Below are 17,353 nucleotides of genomic sequence, written 5' to 3'. Positions count from 1 at the left end.
GCTTCGGCCGCCCTTACGATAATTAGGGCATGCATGCAAACGCATGAGAATGCGGGATGGAATCGCGTGCCCGAAACCTCGGAGATTGATCATGAAAAGCAAGCATCTCACCATGCTCCTGGCGGCGCTGTCACTCAGTGTCTCTCCACTTGCTACATTGCCCGCCGCAGCCCAACAGAACACAAAGAGCGGCGGCCAGGCCCAATCCGGTTCACAGACCGGTACGGATGCCGGTTCGCAGTCCGGCTCCAAGACCACCGGCACCGACTGCACCCCCGACGCGTCGGGAGCCTGCCCACAAGGCAAGGACCAGTCATCGCAGCAGAAATCCGGCCAGGGCTCGGACATGAAAAAGAGCGCCGGGCAGCCTTCGAACGATAATTCTTCGACGAGCGGAACTGCCTCCACCAAGTCTTCGACAGAAGCCAAACCCGGATCGCAAGACGCCGGCGGCGCCACCACGACCGAACAGAAGCCCGCCGCCAAGTCCGGCAGCACCGATACAAGCGGCTCAGCCACCTCAGGCACGAACAGCAGCACGCAAAATGCCAAGCCTGCGGAGGGCTCCGGCAACGCCGCCACCACGAAGCAGCCGACCGACCAGAACTCTTCGACGACGAACAAGAGCTCTTCCGAAACCAACGTCAACAACAACACCACGACGAACAATCAGACGTCCAAGACCAACGTCAACATTTCCGTCGAACAGCAGACTGAAATTCGAACAGCGGTGAAGGAGGTCCATGTTGCGCCGGTGAAGGAAGTGAATTTCACGGTCTCCGTCGGAACGAAGATCCCGAAGAAGGTTCGTCTCGAACCACTGCCGCCCCGCATCGTGAAGATCGTTCCGCAGTATGAAGACTACCGCTTCTTCATCCTTGCGGATGGCCGGATCATCATCGTCGATCCCGATACTCTCGAGATTGTCTACATCATCGAGGCCTAGATCCGTTCAGCTTTTCATCGAACCGCAGAACCGCTCAACCTCTCTCTCGCCGCAACTCCGGACGGAAAACCGCTTCGCACTTTTCCTGGAATTGCTTTAGTAGACATGTCCCGGCGGCGCCTTGCGCGCCGCCGGAATCCCCGGGGGGAGCAATCAGGCGGCGGATGGGCGTGCCGCCCGTCTCCGCCTGCAATTCATGGATATGATCGACGCACATCAGAAGATGCGCCGGCGACAGAGTTACAGTCGCGACCGGCTTAGAGTATTTCCGTTATTCTTCGAATCGCGAAAATACTCTATCTCTTTGTTTTCACGCAATTCCCGACGCAAAAAAAGCTATGCACTTTTGCTGGATTGCTCTAGCCGCGACGCCATCGCCCGTGCAATTTCCGCAGGGGCTTCGTCAGGAATGGCGAAGACGGAGCTGACGTTGATCTCGCAGAGAACGTAGGTGTCGTTGCCTGCAGCGTCTGGTGGCCCGTAAAGGAAATCGGCGTCCCAGATGATTGGCAACGACGCTGCTTCGATCCCAAGCGTCGACATCATTTCCGGCGTCCACTCGCTTTCCATCCTTGTCCTCAAGGTCTGGAACGGTTCTGCGGATGCTGGATGCATCATGCGTGGGCCGGGCTGAAGTGGTTCCCCACCAGGTCCTGACGGTGGCGTCACCAGCGCCTTGACCAACTGTTGTCCGAAGCCGACGACCCTGCTTCCAGACATGTAGCAGCGGATCATGCCCTCGGGCAGACGGGACTGAAACGGCTGATCGATGATGCAGCCGCCCTCGGTGAAGTAGGTGTCGCAGCGGGAAATGAAGTCTGAAAGATCGATGGTTTCAGGGACACTGCTTGATTTCGCTTCCAGCACACTGATCAAGGTCCCACCGCCGCGTGGGGCTCCGGTGAATTCGACCTTCCAGATACCTTGTCCGCCGTTGCCGCGGTTTTGCTTCAACACGCGCGGTCCGGCGGCCAGGAAGGTTGGAACGAACGCCTGGCGGAAGTCCGCGCCGGTGCGATAGAGACGTGTGTCGACGCCCCAGCCGATATGCCTGGTCTCGTAGAGCACTTCCTTGACCCCCATCTTGAGGATCACGTCCGGATGCGCACTTACAAATCGGCCGGCTTTCGCCACCTGCCGCAGAAGCGGATCGAGGATCTCTCTCGTCTTCCCATCATCGAGCGGGTTCACCCAGACAAGCACGGCGTCGACGGCAAGGAGCTGTTCGAGGACCTCGTCGGCGAACTCTTCGTCGAAGACGGCCGGCTCCGGCGCAAAGCCGACTGCCGCGAGTTCTTCGAAGATCCGGTGGAAGCGGTTGTTCTGCGGCGTCGCCGCGCACCGGGCATCCCGGTCGCCGCGCCAGATGATGGCAATCCTTGGGGGCGAGTTCGTCATGGATGCACCTCCAACGACAGGCGATAGGCGAAGGCGCCTTGACCGAGTTTGCGTCCCTGCTGACAGCAGACGTCGATCAGCCTCTGGGCGCCTGATGTACCGACGATCAGATTCAGCTTGTCAGGTGTGATTTCAAGAAATGACGGCATGGCGCGTCCTCCGTTGATGCGGGTTCAAGGACGCGATTCTTCGGCCTTAGCCTCGTGGGGCGATCGCTGCCCCATGAGCCAAAACTCTCAAAGCAGGATCGCCCTGTCAAGCAGGCCGGCAAGCGAAGGCGCGGCCGAGGCCCGGAGCTTGCTGCCGCGATCGCCGCGCACCACCTAGATAGGCGGGCCGCCGGGCCATGAAATCGGCCAGCGAGGGTAGGATCGCAGACGCCGATGGACGGGCCTTCTTCGGCCGAGCCGAAACGCTGGACTGGTTCCAGCTGCGCCATGCCGACAACCGACGCGCAGTCTTTGCCTACGACCGTCTGGGCGCGCTGACCTCCTCCCGCTGGATCAATCCCTGAACGCCGGACGACCAAGCGTGAGCGCCAACCCGAAAACGCGATGAAGGCGGCCGGTTTGCGAGGCCGCCTCCTGTTTGATCAGGCCGTCCGCCTGACCATTCTCGCCACAGCGATGAGGATACAGGCTCCGATGAAGCCCGCGATGAGATAACCCAGCCATCCGCCAAGGACGACGCCGAAGAGCGACAGGATAAAGTTGGCGACGATGGCGCCGACAATACCCAGAATGATATTCATCAGCACGCCCATGTTGCTCTTCATGAGCAATTCGGCGAGCCAGCCGGCAATGCCGCCGATGACGATTGCGGCGATCCAGCCGATACCTGCACTTTCCATAGCAATTCCCCCTTGTGAATGATGAGCGGCCGGCGCGGGCAATCAGATCTCGCAGATCCAAGTTAAACCGATTGCCAAGCGACAAGACTGTAAATCTTTCCCGCGCCAGTTGGTTCCATAAGCACCCAAGCGCTCGCGTGCCCCTCCCCGATCTGCTTCAGGTCATTTGTCGGCTGCCGGCCAATCGTTCGCAGGCTCCTCTATGACGGCAACATCGTCGTCGGCAGGGTCGGGGTCGCGCTCAAGGGCTGCTCGCAGATTGGCGATCTCCTTGATGATCGCATAGAAGACGTCCTGCTGCCTGGCCCCGGCCACAACGCAGTCGTCGACGAGATGCTCCAGCTTGGCGCGAAGCCCGACCTTCCAATTATTTTTGCTCATGACCTTTTCCTCCTCTGATCGATCCACACGGAGCATGGTCGCTCAGCTGTTCCACCGCCTTTGCAAGTCCGGCATTTATCTCGAGCCCGAGACCATACCAAAACCATTCCCTAAAAGTCCGCGGCTTCCCGGTCCAGCTCGGCATATTTTCCGCTGTGCGCGGAGCGGATTTGCGCCAACAGCAGACATTGCCGACATCGCAAAACCGTCCTTTCTGCGACGTTGCAACAGTCAGGAAAACAAGTGTGTCGCTTCAATCGGGAACTTCGGCTTCCCGAACCTTTAGAATACGGTCGATAAGACCCCATTCCAAGGCTTCTTCCGCCGTCATGAAGCGGTCGCGATCCATCCCGCGCTCGAAGTCTTGATAGGAGCGTCCGCAATGCTCCGCGTAGAGCCGCGTCATGCGCTGCTTGGTCTTCAGAATTTCTTCGGCATGAATCAGCATGTCGGAAGCCTGCCCTTGGAAGCCACCCGATGGCTGGTGAATGAGGATACTGGCATTGGGCAAAGCAGCTCTTCCGCCGGCCTCGCCTGCCATCAGCAGGAACGATCCCATGGAACGGGCTGTCCCCATGCAAAGCGTATGAACCGGCGCGCGGATAAAGCGCATGGTGTCGTACATGGCGAGGCCGCTGGTCACGGCGCCGCCGGGAGAATTGATGTAGAGATTAATCGGTTTCTTTGGATTCTCGGCCTCAAGAAACAGTAACTGGGCGCAGACCAGAGCGGAAACGGTATCGTTGACCTCGCCGTTGAGGAAGATGATGCGTTCGCGCAGAAGGCGGGAGTAAATGTCAAAGGACCGCTCCCCTCTGCTGGATTGTTCTATGACCATAGGGACGAGTTGCATCGCTTCGCGCATCGGCGAACTCCAATCTTCCAGAAATCAAAGGGGAGAGCTTGCCGCGTCAGGCGGCGAGCATGAGGGCCGGAGCGTTGCTGTTCGCGGCCGTTTTCGCCATCCGGTCAAGCTTCGTGTCGGTAAGCTCGTGGATAATGCGCAGGCGGGTGCCGCCGGTCGCGTTCGGGACGATCGTGAACGTCACCGTGCTTTCAAGGAAGGGTGGAGCGTCGTCGCGCAGGCTATAACGGACTTCCTCGCCAGGTGTGATCGTGGCCGGGGCGGGATCGGCTAAAGCGTCTTTCGGCAACCAGTTTTCCCGAAATTCCGGAATGCTGATTGCCCGCCAGACCTTTTGCGGCGGTTCATCCAGATCGAACTCCAGTTCGATGCCGTCTTTCTGCTCCTTGGCCTTTTGATCGTTCATTGGTCCATATCCTTCAGCAAGACCTTGAGAGCTTCGATGCGGGCAGGCCAGTAGGCGCGATATTTCGCCAACCATTGTGCGATCAGAGCCAGCCCGTCCGGATCGACTTCGTAGTTCACGAAACGCCCCTGCCGTTCTTCCCTCACGAGCTTTGCGCTCCGCAAAACCGAGAGGTGTTGCGACATTGCCGGCTGGCTGATCTCCATGCCCTCACGCAGGGCACTGGCGTTCATGCCGCCCGCCGCCAGCTTCTCGAAGATCGCACGGCGGGTCGGGTCGGCCAAGGCTCGGAAAATGTCATTCTCGATCATGCAAACACATAAGCACACACTTATGCGATTCGCAAGTCTGTTTCTCGATGGCTTTTCCGTTGTCGCCCGTCCCTTCGCTCGACTTTCGCCCTTGGCAGATCACAAATGCTCCGCCAGCAGACCTGCCGCCAAGGCATGGAAAGCCTCGACCGCCTTTGGCATCACGCTCTCTGGGTCTTCGCTGGCGGCGATCCAGAGGGCGGCATTGAGGGCCGCGCCGCTCAGCAATCGGGCGGCCGCCTCCGGGTCGAGCGGCTTGAGCATGCCTTGAGCGATCAGGCGCGCAACGGTGCTCCTGGTCACCTGCAGGCAATTGTTCTGGCTCGGCCACTGCGAGGGATCGCCCAGCACCGCAGGTCCGTCGAGCAGAACGATGCGCTGGACTTCCGGATTGAGCGCCATCTCGATATAGGCCGCACCCTCGGCGAGCAGGCCCTGCCAATCGCTGCCTGCGCGCGCCCCGATCTCTTGCGCGCGCACCGCCATCTCCGTGTCGATCTGATCGACCACCGCCGCCAGCAGCCCGCGTTTGTCTCCGAAATTGTGGTAGAGCGCGCCGCGTGTCAGCCCGACGTCGGCCGTCAACTCGTCCATCGATGCTGCGGCGTAGCCCTTTTCCGCAAAAGCCTTTCGCGCCGCCGCGATCAATTTGACGCGGTTTTCCTGCATCGTTTCGCTGCGTTTCCTGGCCATGCGATCCCTCAATTTCAGATACGGATCGTATATGGACTTGACATATGATGCGTATCTCATACATTTCACATGCGACACGTATATCAAACTGGGCGTGAGATGTGAAGCGATACGTCGCGCTCAACGGTCGTTGTCAACAATGAAGAGAGATCAGAATGACCCAACGCGAAGCAATCTTTCCGGCCGACAGGCACGCTCTTTACGAAAAGCACGGGTATTCCGCCGCGATCCGATCCGGTGATCTGCTGTTTGTGTCCGGACAGGTCGGCAGCCGTTCGGACGGGACTCCCGAACACGATTTCGAAAGCCAGGTGCGGCTTGCCTTCGAAAACCTGAAGGCGACGCTGAGTGCCGCCGGCGCAACGCTGGATGATCTCGTCGACGTCACCAGCTTCCACACAGACCCCGAAAACCAGTTCGGAACGATCATGGCGGTCAAGCAGGAGATGTTCAGCAAGCCGCCCTACCCTAATTGGACCGCCATCGGCGTCAACTGGCTCGCCGGCTTCGACTTCGAGATCAAGGTCATTGCCCGTATTCCGGGCAGTCACTGACATCGGCGGGCCGCATCCGTCGCCGCACGAAGCGCCCGGCAGAAGAGCGGCCCCGCCCTGCCACCTCCTGACCATTAGACAGTATCACAACTTTAGATTTAAAGATCCGATCTCACTCTCAGAAGCCTCCTGCAGGCGTGGCATGGATCACCGGATGTCCTTTCCATTGTTGTCTGCTTGCATTGGCCCGGCACGATAGAGAATAGTCCGACAGGCCGCCTGCCTTGCCATATATATATAGAAAAATCAAGCACATATTCTCCGGGAACAAAGATCGCCTCTGCGTGTTTTGACCGCAAGGATCTTCATCTGATCCGCAAAGTGGAGGAACCACGTATGAAGAAGATCGCCTTTGCGGCGACCATTCTCTGCGCGTCTACAGTTGCAGCCCTTGCCCAGACAACACCGGCTCCACCTGCGGATGGAGATATATCTGCGGTTGTATTCCCAGACACCAAAAATCCGACTGCGCCCGTTGAGGGCGCCAACAGCCTTACCGAAGCTCAGGCGAAGGATCGTATTGCGGAAGCGGGTTACACCGAAGTCAAGAATCTCAAGCTCGACGACAATGGGATCTGGATGGCCTGCGGCATGAAGGACGGGAAAGCCGTCTCCGCCCTCGATTATCGAGGCAACATCGTCGCCAGGTAGCCCAAGGAGAAGCATCATGAGAACTGTAACCGGAGTTTTCGACGACTATTCGGACGCTCGCTCCGCCGTCACCAAATTGGAAGCGGCAGGTATTCCCTCGAACGACATCAGTATCGTCTCCAACCAGGCTGGCCGGGTCCATCGCTCCGGCGTTGCCGAGGATGCAGCGATCGGCGCCGGCATCGGCGCTGCCGTCGGTGGCGCCGGCGGCCTGCTCACCGGACTGGCCCTGATGGCCATTCCTGGTGTCGGAGCGGCGGTTGCCGCAGGCTGGCTCGCCGTGACTGCGGCCGGGGCTGTCGCCGGCGCCGTCACTGGCGGTGCGGTTGGTGGCCTGATCGGCGCCCTCACCGACTCGGGTGTTTCGCAAGACGATGCCCACCTCTATGCCGAAGGTGTCCGCCGTGGCGGCAGCCTGGTCACGGCCAAGGTCGACGACGCCCGCGCCTCCGAGGCGCAGGCCATCCTCAAGGGTTCGAACCGGGTCGACCCGGTCGGCGCCGGCGTGCCTATAACGAGCAGGGATGGACCCGGTTCGACGACGCGCCCGATCGCTGCTCCCCCGAGCAGATCGCGCAAGAGCGCGACCGGTATCGGCGGACAGCCGTTTAATCGGCCTTGAGTTCAACCCTCCTTGCACCTCGCGAGGAGAGTTGGCTGTCGGCCAGAGCACGCGAAACCGTCCCTATGCCGGCCCAAGGGAAGCTCTTGCGATGGAGTTTGCGGACGTTTGCCGCCTCCCTCGAGATTTGAGCAGGTTTGCGAAGATTTCAGATTTTCGAAGGGCCAAAAGAGCGTGCCGCCAAGGCCGAGGGTTTCGCCCGTGCTGAGCTGGCAGCTACCGCGGCCGGAGAGCCACTATATCGCGCCTGCTGGTACCAACCCGTCAAGAAATTCTTCGACGAGCGTGGCGGGGCTCCGGTTCCTATCCTGCTTATGAGCAAGACGTTCTGATCTTCAGATTTGGCGGCCGCAGCGCCGATGTTCTTATTATGTTCACGTGCGCGATGGAGTCAATAATCCTCCATTTCTTTTTAAGGGCGGCTGACGTCGTGGCAGCATGGACGGCGGTTGCGGCCCCTCAGCTAAGCCAACAATTCCAACGCTGCGGATCAAGAGCAACCGGGTTGATGATTTCGGGGCCGGTGTTCTTCAGGCTGTCAACGCCCGTTCCGGTCGGCCACATGGTCATAAGCTCCGCCGGGTATGGCTTCATCAGGTCGGATGGATTTGGATCAGGAGATAGCCAGCGTTCATAATCCTTTTGACGGAGGATGACGGGCATTCGTTTACTGATGTTCGCCATCAACTCATTCGACGGGCAGGTGATGACAGCGAAGGTGCGGATATCGATGCCAGCCGGGTGACGCCAGACCTCCCAAATGCCGGCAAGAGCGAACAGAACGTCGGTCTTCATCGCGACAGCATAAGGTTGTTTGTCCCGGCCGCTGGCGTACTTCCACTCAAAGAAGCCATTGACTGGGATCAGGCAGCGGCGCGACCGATAGGCAGGTCCGGAAAGTCCATGCGTGGCAATGTTTTCGCAGCGAATATTGATCAATGGGAGACGCCGGTCGCTCGGTTTCATCAATGCGGGCACCAGGCCCCATACCGCCATTGCAAAGACCGGCGCCATGATATCCGTCTCCGGCCCTGCGTCTTGGATGATGATCGCGTAGACCAGCCGCGGCGCGCCGTTATATCGAGGGATGCGGTCAACCAAGCCGTCAAGGTCGCCTTGTCCGGCGAAAGCGAACCTACGCGCAAGCTCGTGAAGCGATTCCTTGATATAAACGCGACTACACATTCGACCATGCCATTGGGAACTACTTATTTAGATGTAATCCTGCCTCGGCAGGTCAAGGCAACAGAACCGTTCCCGTGCGGAACCGAACAATCGATACCCAATCCGGGGCAATTGCTTTTTAAGAAGTTGCTGATGAAGTGGGAGGATCCGCCCCGTAATATTCCCTGTAATTCCGGAACCTGGTGTCAAACAACATCTGGCTTACAGGGCAGTCGCAAGCAGCTGGCGGCGCTCGCCGGCACGGAATGCTCGCTATGCTTCCGCTCCATGGTCCTCTTTTTGTGAATGGACCGGACCGGGCGCGAAGCGGTCGTCTACCTCGAGATCGCTAAACGACAGCTACGGACTGAAGGCGATCTAAATCCGGCTCGAGTCCTTGCGCGCCGCAAGGAGGGTTGTCCGTCGGCCAGAGGACGCTAGACGTGCGGACGTTTGCCGCCTCCCTCACCGCGTCGAATTGCCGGTTTCTTCGCTGACGCCGACCCGGTGACGATACACCATTTCCCAGCCTTTCCAGCCGTTGAACAGCAGCAGCGCAACGGCGATCAAAGACAGCGCCAGCCCGGTCGGCACGATGAAATCAGGGCCCTGTACGACCCGACGCCAAAGGCTGACGGCCTCGATCAGAACGAGGACGATGTTGCCGATCATGTGAAACCACGCAGCCCGCAAGCTGCGGATGCGGCTATCGCCGAAGAAGTCGGTCAATCCGGCGAGTGCCGCCAGTGCTGCCATGACGAGGCCGGCCGCCAGCATCCAGTTCGACGCCGCCGGCCAGAACGGGTCGCCGGACTGGCTGTGAAGGATATCGGTGACAAGCGTTCCGACGAAGAAGGCGACCGGGAACGGGATCAACATGGGATGGATCGGATGGCCGGCGATGCTCAACGTGCTTTTCGGGTTCATGTGCTCGCTCCGACGTGCTCAGCTTATGCGCTGTGAAAACAAACGGCGGCATGTTCGGTTCCCGGCTCGTCGGGGATGAAGGCAATTTCGAGCAGGTTCGCAAAGGCTTCAGGTTTTCCAGGGCTTATCGCTCATGACAATGACTTTGAGATCACGACTGAACCGCGATCGGGATCACGGCTGGCCGCGATCGGGATCACCGACCCACGGGCCTGACGTCCTTCTGCTTGATCGTGTCAATGCCGGAGGCAGCTTCTGGGCTACCGCGCGACGATGGCATGCGGTCTGCCGGGGCGCGCGACCGGACGAACCACCTCAGATTCGGCCGGTCGATCAGCCGCTGGTACGCCTGCTCGGGGGACCCCATAGCAGCCGCCGGCGATCTCGATCGGCTTGTCGCGATCCAGGATGCGGACGTTGCCGCAGGGTCTTGGTGGGAGAGCGATCGCAATCTACAATCGATTATTGCCGACCGATTCAGCCAAGAGGCTGTAGAGCGGCTTTGCGGCATGTCACCTGCAAATGCTCTGGATCACTTATGTCGAGCTGGTCCCATGGTACCAATTTCTTGCTGCCAGGTCCTGCCGCCCCCAGGGCGGTCAGAACGGCGCGGCCAATGGCCAGGGCGGACAGCCGTTCAAAAAGGCCGTAAGCACCGAGGTGATACTCGAGGACATAAAAATTTTCGCCGCGCGCTTCGGCCCTGACCTCTTCCACACGCCCGACAGGCTTGCCGTCAAGGTCGTAGACCTGTTTGCCCAGAAGCAGCTCGAGCTGGACCTCTTTCATGATTGCCCTCCCGGTATCCGGTTGATCACGTGCTGCTCCAGCCATTCCTGGCATCGCCCCAACGGCGTCACGCGTCGATCCACGTCCACTTCGATGTCGACACCCACGTCTCTCACTTTTGCCCATGGCACACGAAAAATCTCGGCCGCACCCTCTGCGCCTGCGGCCCTGCGAATCCAAAGCATCCAGCGATAGGGCCGGCGGCCCAGCCGCCGCGACAGCGTCAAACTGCCCATCTCAATGAACGCGACCTCGGGCGCGTTCCCATCAGACAGGGACAGGACGATCCCGTCTGCCTTACCGATACGATTTTGCTCTTTGTCAACCATTTGCTTGTCAAGAACGTCGCGGATCAGAAGCATATCATCCTCCGAATATTTGCAACGGAATGGTTATGAGAGCGACGATAAACGAGAGGCCGATGATGACCAGCACGGCAGTGTTACTGATCCATCCATTGCCATGATCGCCGACATAATTCCGATCGTTCATCAAAAACAAAAACGGAACCACGCCAAAGGGCAAGGCCAAGGCCGTGATCGCCATCGAAAAAATAGTGAGTTGGAGAGGATCGACCCCAATCGCGATCGGCATGAAGGCAACTGCGATGAAACCCGTATAGACGAGCGAGAAGGCCGGGTTGGTCCTCGGCTTGGCGTCTTCCGACCAGTTCCAGCCGAAACCCTGGGCAACCAGATAGGCCTGACCGAGGCTAGCTTCCAGCGCGGCGCCCAAGCAGGTGATGCCAAGCGAGGCTGCAAACAGGTAAAAACCCCATTTGCCCAAAGCCGGAGTCAAGATCGGCGCAATTTGGTCATACCCTTCGATGTCGGTGATGCCGCGCGGCGGGTAGGCGAGTGCCGCCACGATCAAGATTGCGGCTGCGATGACGGCGCCAAAGCTCATGCCGAGCGTCGAGATTACGCGATTGGCGCCAAAGAAGCTCTTGTCCCATTTTTCTTCGATTGCGCCTGACGAGTAGAACAGGAACAGGAACGGAGCGATGACGGCACCGAGAATGCTGACGGCAATGAATCCATAGTGCAGCGGCTGTTTGTCCGGCAGCGTCGGCACCAGACCTTTGGCCACCTCCAGCCAGGGCGGATCCATGACGAATACCCCGACCACGAAGCACAGCGCTACCAGGCCCAGTATAGCGACGCCGTCCTCGATCATGCCGAACGTGCCCTTCCAGAGCAGAAGCCACACGATGAAGGCGACAGGCAAGGCCCACCACTGATAGTCCACGCCACTGACGAACTGCAATGCCAGGGTAACGCCGCCGATCTCCGACGCCAGGACGAGAAGATTGACGATCGAAACGATCAGCAGCGTGAGCAGAAAATAGTTCGATCCAAATCGCTCTCTCATTCCATCCGCAACGGTGTGGTGGCTGGCGATGGCAAATCGCCCGGACATTTCGATCAGGAAAATGAGGCAGACTGTACCAATGGCAATGGCCCAAAGCAGGCTGAATCCATATGCTGCGCCGGCCTGGGCCGAGGTCGCAATCTGACCGGTTTCGATAAACCCTCCGACGCTGGTTACGATTCCAAGTGATATCTGAAGCAGCTTTTTCATCCGCCCGCTCCAAGGGTCGAACGCTGTTCGGCCTGATAGCGGTGGAGCTCGGCGATGTGCTGGTGCCCCTGTTCAAGGCGGCCATGGCCAATCTCGTCATGCGCCGCAGAGATCAATCCATTCAGCATGACGACGGCAGCTCTGGCGTGGGCGGTTCGCGCCGTTTGCGGCAGCTGTGATGCGATATCGGAGATCTCCGTCTGGCATTTCTCGACTGCGAGATCGGTGAAACCTTCTGGAACATTTTTAGCGATGCGGGCATCGAGGATCATTTCGGCGCTGGCACTCCAGGAGAGGATCTGCTGCATTTGCTTATCGAACCGCTCATTCTCGTTCGTGCAGGAGACGAGGGACAGCGATAGAAACGCCGATAAAGCTATTTTCCAAAATGGAGGAAACCTGCCTCGCCTCTTATGCCGCGAAAGTTGTGACATCGAAGCTTTTGCAACGTCGGTAGAGCTGCTCCGCAACAAACACAGGATCAAAATGCATCTCCTCACTGCAAACAAGGCAATGTCATAAAAATTCGATCATCAACTAACCCGCTATCGATCGTCTAAGTTCCAATTTGTGCGCAAGCGCAGGGGGCACCTTTGGGTGGGGCCGCCGAGCAGATGCTGCGGAGGTTGCCGAACTAAGCGGTCGTGAGAACGCGTACATCTCCCTTGCGACCCACGACGTCTACGACGACCTGTCGGCCGGATCGGCGAATGGCGACGTCAGCGGATCCGGAGCCAACCATAAGATGCCGCAGGGTGATCTCATCCAGGAATGCCGGCAGGCGCGGCTGGTTGAAGCTGATCTGTGAGGCGTTCGGGTCGAAATCCAGGCCGAGGCACGATTGCAGCAACGACAAAGGCGCTGAGGCGGCCCAGGCCTGCGGCGAGCACGCCACGGGATAGAAGGTCGGTCCATGCGACCGCCGTTGGGAAAAACCGCAGAACAGCTCGGGAAGCCCGCGTAAATCGATATAGGTCGAGGCTGCGAACAGACCTTCAAAGATCTGCGCTGCCGCGGGCTTGAAGCCGTAGCGCGCAAGCCCCATGGCGATCAGACTATTGTCGTGCGGCCAGATCGAGCCGTTGTGGTAGCTCATCGGGTTGTAGCGCGCCTCGGTGGCGGGAATAGTGCGAATGCCCCAGCCGCAGAAGGACGAGGCGTTCATCAAGGTGCGAACCACCTGTTCGGCTCTTTCGGGGTAGGCAATGCCGGTCATGAGAGCATGGCCGGCATTCGAAGAGCGAACCCGGCAGGCTCGCTTGTCTCCGTCCAGCGCCAGCACGAACGTACCGAGTTCCTCGTCGAAGAAACGGAGGTCGAAAGCACGCCGGAGCGCCTCTGCCTTCGCCAGCAATTTCGCCGCGCGCTCGGGCCGGTGGAGCCGGCGGAATATCTCCGCGCCCGCTTGCCACGCGCCATAGACATATGCCTGTACCTCGGCAATCGCGATCGGTCCCTTGGCGAGTGTCCCGTCCGCATGAAAGACCGAATCGTGGCTGTCCTTCCAGGCCTGGTTGATCAAGCCCTCCAAGGTCTGGCGCCCGTATTCGACGAAGCCGTCATCGTCGCGGTCGCCATATTCGTCGATCCAGGTCAGCGCCGCCTCGATATGCGGCAGAAGCTGATGAAGGGTCGCCGTGTCACCGGTGCGGTCCAGGTAGCTCCCCGCCAGCATGACAAACAGCGGGGTCGAATCGACGCTGCCGTAGTAACGGCGGAACGGAACTTCCCCCAGCTCGGCCATTTCACCGAAGCGAACCTCATGGAGGATCTTGCCGGGTTCGGCATCCGAAGCGGGATTGATCTCGGTCGCCTGGTTGGCGGCGAGATGGCGAAGTACCCCCTTTGCGATGGCTGGATCCAGCCAGAGCGTCTGCAGCGCGGTGATGATCGCATCGCGGCCGAACACCGTGCTGAACCACGGCGTCCCGGCATAAGGGTACGGCCCTTCAGGCGTGTCGGTGATCAACATGTAAAGGTCGGACACGCTTCGCCGCGCAAGCTGATTGAAGATCTGGTTGGAACTCGAGACTGATGCCGTCCTTGCCATCGACGATCGCAATGCCCGTCGAGCATCGCGCATGGCGAGGAAAAAGCCGTTGACGCGGCGATCCTTGTCCGAACGGTCGCAGTCGATCTCGATGAAGATCGAGCGACTGCCGCGCGCGCTCAAGTGGAGGTCGTAGACCGCCAGATCCGGTGCGAGTTCATCGGGAGCCGGATCGAACGAGACGCGGGTTGTCCGTGTTTTTCCATCGAGGCCGATATAGGACAGAAGGACGCTTCCATCTTCGATGACGGCCGGCAGGCTACGGCCTCTTTTTGCCCGCACGGTGCCTCGCACTTCGAAGAGGTCGGCAAAGTCCGAAAAGAATTGCAGCTTCATCCGCAGGTGATGATCGCTGTCGTCATAGTTCGTCACTGCCAGGCGCTCATAACAACGCCCCGCCCATAGAAAGCGTGTCCTTCGAATATGGATGAGATCATGCTCGAGACGCAGCTTTCCATCTTTGCCAAGGAAGTCCGGGTTTGTGAGATCGCAGGTGAGCGTGGCGTTGTCGTCGCGCAATGTCGACGACAGCAGCATCGGACGCCTATCCTCGAGCGTCAGGTAGAGATGCGAAAGATATCGCGTGTCGCGGTGAAAGAGCCCGTCGGGACTTCCTGGTCCGGAAAGAGCATCGCCATTGTGGTCGAAGACCGCGAATGTATCGCCATGCTTCAGTGTACGTGGTTGCCGTTCCTGCAGTGACGCGGCAGCGGGAATGAAGAACTGTGCTATCGGCGCCACTTGTTTCATTGCGGCGGGATTTGGATTGCCGCCTGCCGATGTCGTCATTGTCGCCTCCGGTTTTTATGCCACAACCTGGCCAATGGATATCTCAGGGTTCGGGCGCCGGCGGTGCGCGGCTTTTGCGCAAAATCCGTGCAGCTGGCCGTAGACCGCGAGATAGTCTCTTGCCATACGTCCCGCAGTAAAGCGTCGCTCGAAGTTCGCCCGCACCTTGCGTCGATCAAGCTGCAGTGCCCATTCGACGTTCTCGACAGCTTCGGCAACGGTATCGACCAAAATTCCCGAGATCCCGTCGTCGATCACCTCCGGGACCGAGCCGCAGCGGAAGGCCAGAACCGGTGTGCCGCAGGCCATCGCCTCGATCATCACAAGCCCGAAGGGCTCAGGCCAGTCGATCGGGAAAAGCAACGCGCCGGCATTGCCCAGGAAGTCCGCCTTCTGATGATCGTTGATCTCGCCGATGAACTCAACGTTCGGATGGCTCATCACCATCGGCTGAATTGCCGTTTCCCAATAATGTTTGTCGGCATTGTCGATCTTGGCGGCGATCTTCAGCGGCATGCCGACCTTGGCGGCGATTTCAATCGCCCGGTCAGGCCGCTTCTCCGGAGCGATCCGTCCGAGGAACGCGAGGTAACCGCCCGCCGGCTTTTCCGTGAAAGACAGGAGGCTAGCGGGCAGGCCGTGATAGACCGTCCCCAACCAGTTGACCGGCGGCATTGGGTGGCGTTGGTCATTGGAGACCGATACCAGGGGAATATCCGGAAACGCCTTGTAGAAAGGCCAGAGATCAGGCAGGTCGAGCCGCCCATGCAGCGTTGTTACGGTGCGGTCGGCAAAATGTCGGATCAGCGGGAAATGCAGCAGATCGACATGAAAATGCAGGACATCGAATTCGGGCGCGCGCCTGCGGATTTCCTCAAGCATAAGGATCTGGTGCGGCAGGTGGTCCTTGATGGCGGGATTTAGCCTCAGGGCAACGTTCGAGCACGGCACGAGGCGGGCATCGGTAACGGAATCACCGCTGGCAAACAGCGTCACATCGTGGCCTTGGGCCACCAGCTCTTCGGTAAGATACGAAACAATCCGCTCGGTTCCCCCGTATAATTTCGGCGGAACACTTTCTGCAAGCGGGGCAATCTGAGCGATCTTCATCGGCAAAATCTCCTCAGGTGAGCAGAGAGTCGACCGCAAAAATCGGGGCCGCATACTAAAAGGCATGCGGCAGTTGAATCCTAAATTTGCAACGGCTGCTTCCTGCGTCCTCCTTTCCAGTAGGCCTTCCCAGTCCCATCAGGACTTCATTTTGCCGAACTCAGCGAGCGTGTTTTGGTTCCGGCGCAATGGCTCGCTAGCTGGTCTTCTTCCGCAACAGCGCGTCGCTTTCGCAGGCAGCCGCCGACGTCGTCTTCGAAGTGTGGTCATTGCGAACGCAGGGAGCCCGGTCGAACCGCTCGGCAATTGCGGATGGCTCCAGGGCGTTGAACGCCTACCAGGACATCTAGCTGGGCGACGCGCGCCCCTCGGGCCTCCCTGGGCCGTGGCTATCACCTTCGGTACTAGATCTCTGAGACATTTCGATCGCTGACCCGCCGCAGGTGCGGGGGCACGTCTTCTATGTCTGCGAGCTTGCCATGCGTTCTGAGAAAGCGACTGAAATTCGCCGCGACGACCGACGCGGGAAGTTGACGGTTGGCGGCTTTCTGGCAGGCGTCCAACATCACCTCATAGGTGACATCGCGTTTCTCCTCCGGCCATTCGTCAAGAAAATCAAAAAGATCGTCAAGCCCGGCGATCTCTTGCACGAAGTACTTCCGTTGCGCGTAAATCGGGTGTTCAAAAGTATCAAGTGCCATCGTTTACCTCCTTTCATGGCGTGAGTGCCGCTGATTTAGGCAACGGAATTCCGCTCTTCAAGATCGCGGTTTGGCTGAGATCGTCACCGGGGATGGCTTTCGTGCTGGCATCGATGATGTGCTACGCGAACTGTGGCAAGTCGTCGTGTATATCGTACCACTCGGCCTTCGAGGCGACGAAGTAATGCGCGGTCGGCGGCGCTGGCAGCGGCGTATCGAGCGTCCCCAGCCGCAAGCGCACGACATCCGGCACCGCATCGCGGCGACTGATGATGGGCGAACCGCAGTTGGAACAGAAGAGGCGATGAACGCCTTGCGAAGAATCGAATGCCTTCAGCGCCGACTCGCCCTCAATGATGACGAAGTCGCTGGTCGCGACGGGCGCATTGCTCGCGAATGCGGTAGCGGTCGCCTTGCGACAACGCGAACAATGGCAATAGATCGCCGCACCTAGCTCGCCGCGAACTTCGTATTTCACTGTGCCACAGAGACAGCTGCCTTTATGCATAAGAGCTCCCGTCATCCGCCATCACGGCGTGAAATTTAGTCTGAGGACTTCATGATG

General features: G+C 59.2%; 21 protein-coding genes and 3 pseudogenes. 5 read left to right on the top strand and 19 right to left on the bottom strand.

Annotation, left to right across the window (positions count from 1 at the left end; translation table 11 throughout):
• Positions 1-91: 91 nt before the first annotated feature.
• A complete protein-coding gene (locus tag N2A41_RS04260; RefSeq protein ID WP_260110358.1) occupies positions 92-946 on the top strand; it encodes a DUF1236 domain-containing protein in 855 nt (284 codons plus the stop codon).
• Positions 947-1,282: 336 nt separating this feature from the next.
• On the opposite strand, the gene N2A41_RS04255 is transcribed toward N2A41_RS04260, so the two are convergent.
• Both N2A41_RS04255 and N2A41_RS04250 read right to left on the bottom strand, forming a co-directional pair.
• A complete protein-coding gene (locus N2A41_RS04255; RefSeq protein WP_260110357.1) occupies positions 1,283-2,344 on the bottom strand; it encodes a Cj0069 family protein in 1,062 nt (353 codons plus the stop codon).
• Positions 2,341-2,493, bottom strand: a complete 153-nt coding sequence (locus tag N2A41_RS04250) for a hypothetical protein (protein ID WP_260110356.1) — start codon at positions 2,491-2,493, stop codon at positions 2,341-2,343. Before N2A41_RS04250 ends, N2A41_RS04255 begins: the two co-directional genes overlap by 4 nt.
• 115 nt (positions 2,494-2,608) lie before the next feature.
• Here N2A41_RS04250 and N2A41_RS04245 point away from each other — a divergent pair.
• Positions 2,609-2,858, top strand: a pseudogene (locus N2A41_RS04245) (pyridoxamine 5'-phosphate oxidase family protein); the annotation flags it as partial.
• 78 nt (positions 2,859-2,936) lie between these two features.
• Here N2A41_RS04245 and N2A41_RS04240 read toward each other — a convergent pair.
• The 6 genes from N2A41_RS04240 to N2A41_RS04215 form a co-directional block, all read right to left on the bottom strand.
• Positions 2,937-3,194 carry a GlsB/YeaQ/YmgE family stress response membrane protein gene (locus tag N2A41_RS04240; RefSeq protein ID WP_017963287.1) on the bottom strand — a complete coding sequence of 86 codons (258 nt, stop codon included), beginning with the start codon at positions 3,192-3,194 and terminating at the stop codon, positions 2,937-2,939.
• 162 nt (positions 3,195-3,356) lie between these two features.
• Positions 3,357-3,575, bottom strand: coding sequence for a hypothetical protein (locus N2A41_RS04235; protein ID WP_260110355.1), 219 nt, complete (start codon positions 3,573-3,575; stop codon positions 3,357-3,359).
• 253 nt (positions 3,576-3,828) lie between these two features.
• Positions 3,829-4,440 (bottom strand): ATP-dependent Clp protease proteolytic subunit, encoded by a 612-nt coding sequence (locus N2A41_RS04230; protein ID WP_260110354.1) that lies wholly within the window; start codon positions 4,438-4,440, stop codon positions 3,829-3,831.
• Between the two features lie 46 nt (positions 4,441-4,486).
• Positions 4,487-4,846, bottom strand: coding sequence for an SRPBCC family protein (locus tag N2A41_RS04225; RefSeq protein WP_170278659.1), 360 nt, complete (start codon positions 4,844-4,846; stop codon positions 4,487-4,489).
• A complete protein-coding gene (locus N2A41_RS04220) occupies positions 4,843-5,157 on the bottom strand; it encodes an ArsR/SmtB family transcription factor (protein WP_003557361.1) in 315 nt (104 codons plus the stop codon). The genes N2A41_RS04225 and N2A41_RS04220 overlap by 4 nt, the downstream gene beginning before the upstream one ends.
• A gap of 99 nt (positions 5,158-5,256) precedes the next feature.
• Positions 5,257-5,850: a TetR/AcrR family transcriptional regulator gene (locus tag N2A41_RS04215; protein ID WP_170257828.1), complete on the bottom strand. Its 594-nt coding sequence runs from the start codon at positions 5,848-5,850 to the stop codon at positions 5,257-5,259.
• Positions 5,851-6,005: 155 nt separating this feature from the next.
• Between N2A41_RS04215 and N2A41_RS04210 the strand changes: the two genes are divergently transcribed.
• The 3 genes and pseudogenes from N2A41_RS04210 to N2A41_RS04200 all read left to right on the top strand — a co-directional run bounded on the left by N2A41_RS04210 (position 6,006) and on the right by N2A41_RS04200 (position 7,667).
• A complete protein-coding gene (locus N2A41_RS04210) occupies positions 6,006-6,404 on the top strand; it encodes a RidA family protein (RefSeq protein WP_260110353.1) in 399 nt (132 codons plus the stop codon).
• Between the two features lie 336 nt (positions 6,405-6,740).
• Positions 6,741-7,055 (top strand): PepSY domain-containing protein, encoded by a 315-nt coding sequence (locus tag N2A41_RS04205; protein WP_260110352.1) that lies wholly within the window; start codon positions 6,741-6,743, stop codon positions 7,053-7,055.
• Positions 7,056-7,071: 16 nt separating this feature from the next.
• Positions 7,072-7,667: pseudogene (locus N2A41_RS04200) on the top strand (general stress protein).
• Between the two features lie 469 nt (positions 7,668-8,136).
• Here N2A41_RS04200 and N2A41_RS04195 read toward each other — a convergent pair.
• The 11 genes and pseudogenes from N2A41_RS04195 to N2A41_RS04150 form a co-directional block, all read right to left on the bottom strand.
• Positions 8,137-8,862 (bottom strand): SOS response-associated peptidase, encoded by a 726-nt coding sequence (locus N2A41_RS04195; protein ID WP_260110351.1) that lies wholly within the window; start codon positions 8,860-8,862, stop codon positions 8,137-8,139.
• A gap of 444 nt (positions 8,863-9,306) precedes the next feature.
• Entirely contained in the window at positions 9,307-9,768 is a 462-nt protein-coding gene (locus N2A41_RS04190) for a DUF2231 domain-containing protein (protein ID WP_162118194.1), read from the bottom strand.
• Positions 9,769-10,090: 322 nt separating this feature from the next.
• Positions 10,091-10,190: pseudogene (locus N2A41_RS33405) on the bottom strand (Crp/Fnr family transcriptional regulator); the annotation flags it as partial.
• A 55-nt stretch (positions 10,191-10,245) separates the two neighbouring features.
• Entirely contained in the window at positions 10,246-10,557 is a 312-nt protein-coding gene (locus N2A41_RS04185) for a PRC-barrel domain-containing protein (protein WP_222387348.1), read from the bottom strand.
• Complete coding sequence (locus N2A41_RS04180) at positions 10,554-10,919, bottom strand: hypothetical protein (protein WP_222387349.1); 366 nt, start codon at positions 10,917-10,919, stop codon at positions 10,554-10,556. Before N2A41_RS04180 ends, N2A41_RS04185 begins: the two co-directional genes overlap by 4 nt.
• A 1-nt stretch (position 10,920) precedes the next feature.
• A complete protein-coding gene (locus tag N2A41_RS04175) occupies positions 10,921-12,138 on the bottom strand; it encodes an Nramp family divalent metal transporter (RefSeq protein ID WP_170261928.1) in 1,218 nt (405 codons plus the stop codon).
• Positions 12,135-12,572 (bottom strand): hypothetical protein, encoded by a 438-nt coding sequence (locus N2A41_RS04170; RefSeq protein ID WP_170257832.1) that lies wholly within the window; start codon positions 12,570-12,572, stop codon positions 12,135-12,137. Before N2A41_RS04170 ends, N2A41_RS04175 begins: the two co-directional genes overlap by 4 nt.
• Positions 12,573-12,772: 200 nt before the next feature.
• Positions 12,773-14,977: an amylo-alpha-1,6-glucosidase gene (locus tag N2A41_RS04165; protein ID WP_170278649.1), complete on the bottom strand. Its 2,205-nt coding sequence runs from the start codon at positions 14,975-14,977 to the stop codon at positions 12,773-12,775.
• 15 nt (positions 14,978-14,992) lie between these two features.
• Positions 14,993-16,087, bottom strand: a complete 1,095-nt coding sequence (locus N2A41_RS04160) for a glycosyltransferase family 4 protein (RefSeq protein WP_170278648.1) — start codon at positions 16,085-16,087, stop codon at positions 14,993-14,995.
• Positions 16,088-16,491: 404 nt separating this feature from the next.
• On the bottom strand, positions 16,492-16,788 hold the full coding sequence (locus N2A41_RS04155; RefSeq protein ID WP_017963265.1) for a DUF982 domain-containing protein: 297 nt from the start codon (positions 16,786-16,788) through the stop codon (positions 16,492-16,494).
• A gap of 121 nt (positions 16,789-16,909) precedes the next feature.
• Positions 16,910-17,296 (bottom strand): GFA family protein, encoded by a 387-nt coding sequence (locus N2A41_RS04150; RefSeq protein ID WP_017963264.1) that lies wholly within the window; start codon positions 17,294-17,296, stop codon positions 16,910-16,912.
• Positions 17,297-17,353: the final 57 nt, after the last annotated feature.

The organism is Rhizobium sp. SRDI969, assembly GCF_025152725.1.
Lineage (GTDB): Bacteria > Pseudomonadota > Alphaproteobacteria > Rhizobiales > Rhizobiaceae > Rhizobium > Rhizobium leguminosarum_I.
Note: the sequence above shows the minus strand (reverse complement) of the source record. Positions and strands in the feature narration are given on the sequence as shown.

Bases quoted from the DNA above. Each gene is read 5' to 3' on its own strand.
- N2A41_RS04210 (WP_260110353.1), top strand. From the start codon at position 6,006: ATGACCCAACGCGAAGCAATCTTTCCGGCCGACAGGCACGCTCTTTAC.
- N2A41_RS04235 (WP_260110355.1), bottom strand. From the start codon at position 3,575: ATGAGCAAAAATAATTGGAAGGTCGGGCTTCGCGCCAAGCTGGAGCAT.
- N2A41_RS04170 (WP_170257832.1), bottom strand. From the start codon at position 12,572: ATGTCACAACTTTCGCGGCATAAGAGGCGAGGCAGGTTTCCTCCATTT.
- N2A41_RS04150 (WP_017963264.1), bottom strand. From the start codon at position 17,296: ATGCATAAAGGCAGCTGTCTCTGTGGCACAGTGAAATACGAAGTTCGC.
- N2A41_RS04220 (WP_003557361.1), bottom strand. From the start codon at position 5,157: ATGATCGAGAATGACATTTTCCGAGCCTTGGCCGACCCGACCCGCCGT.
- N2A41_RS04260 (WP_260110358.1), top strand. From the start codon at position 92: ATGAAAAGCAAGCATCTCACCATGCTCCTGGCGGCGCTGTCACTCAGT.
- N2A41_RS04165 (WP_170278649.1), bottom strand. From the start codon at position 14,977: ATGACGACATCGGCAGGCGGCAATCCAAATCCCGCCGCAATGAAACAA.
- N2A41_RS04230 (WP_260110354.1), bottom strand. From the start codon at position 4,440: ATGCGCGAAGCGATGCAACTCGTCCCTATGGTCATAGAACAATCCAGC.
- N2A41_RS04255 (WP_260110357.1), bottom strand. From the start codon at position 2,344: ATGACGAACTCGCCCCCAAGGATTGCCATCATCTGGCGCGGCGACCGG.
- N2A41_RS04185 (WP_222387348.1), bottom strand. From the start codon at position 10,557: ATGAAAGAGGTCCAGCTCGAGCTGCTTCTGGGCAAACAGGTCTACGAC.
- N2A41_RS04240 (WP_017963287.1), bottom strand. From the start codon at position 3,194: ATGGAAAGTGCAGGTATCGGCTGGATCGCCGCAATCGTCATCGGCGGC.
- N2A41_RS04190 (WP_162118194.1), bottom strand. From the start codon at position 9,768: ATGAACCCGAAAAGCACGTTGAGCATCGCCGGCCATCCGATCCATCCC.
- N2A41_RS04155 (WP_017963265.1), bottom strand. From the start codon at position 16,788: ATGGCACTTGATACTTTTGAACACCCGATTTACGCGCAACGGAAGTAC.
- N2A41_RS04160 (WP_170278648.1), bottom strand. From the start codon at position 16,087: ATGAAGATCGCTCAGATTGCCCCGCTTGCAGAAAGTGTTCCGCCGAAA.
- N2A41_RS04250 (WP_260110356.1), bottom strand. From the start codon at position 2,493: ATGCCGTCATTTCTTGAAATCACACCTGACAAGCTGAATCTGATCGTC.
- N2A41_RS04225 (WP_170278659.1), bottom strand. From the start codon at position 4,846: ATGAACGATCAAAAGGCCAAGGAGCAGAAAGACGGCATCGAACTGGAG.
- N2A41_RS04205 (WP_260110352.1), top strand. From the start codon at position 6,741: ATGAAGAAGATCGCCTTTGCGGCGACCATTCTCTGCGCGTCTACAGTT.
- N2A41_RS04175 (WP_170261928.1), bottom strand. From the start codon at position 12,138: ATGAAAAAGCTGCTTCAGATATCACTTGGAATCGTAACCAGCGTCGGA.
- N2A41_RS04215 (WP_170257828.1), bottom strand. From the start codon at position 5,850: ATGGCCAGGAAACGCAGCGAAACGATGCAGGAAAACCGCGTCAAATTG.
- N2A41_RS04180 (WP_222387349.1), bottom strand. From the start codon at position 10,919: ATGCTTCTGATCCGCGACGTTCTTGACAAGCAAATGGTTGACAAAGAG.
- N2A41_RS04195 (WP_260110351.1), bottom strand. From the start codon at position 8,862: ATGTGTAGTCGCGTTTATATCAAGGAATCGCTTCACGAGCTTGCGCGT.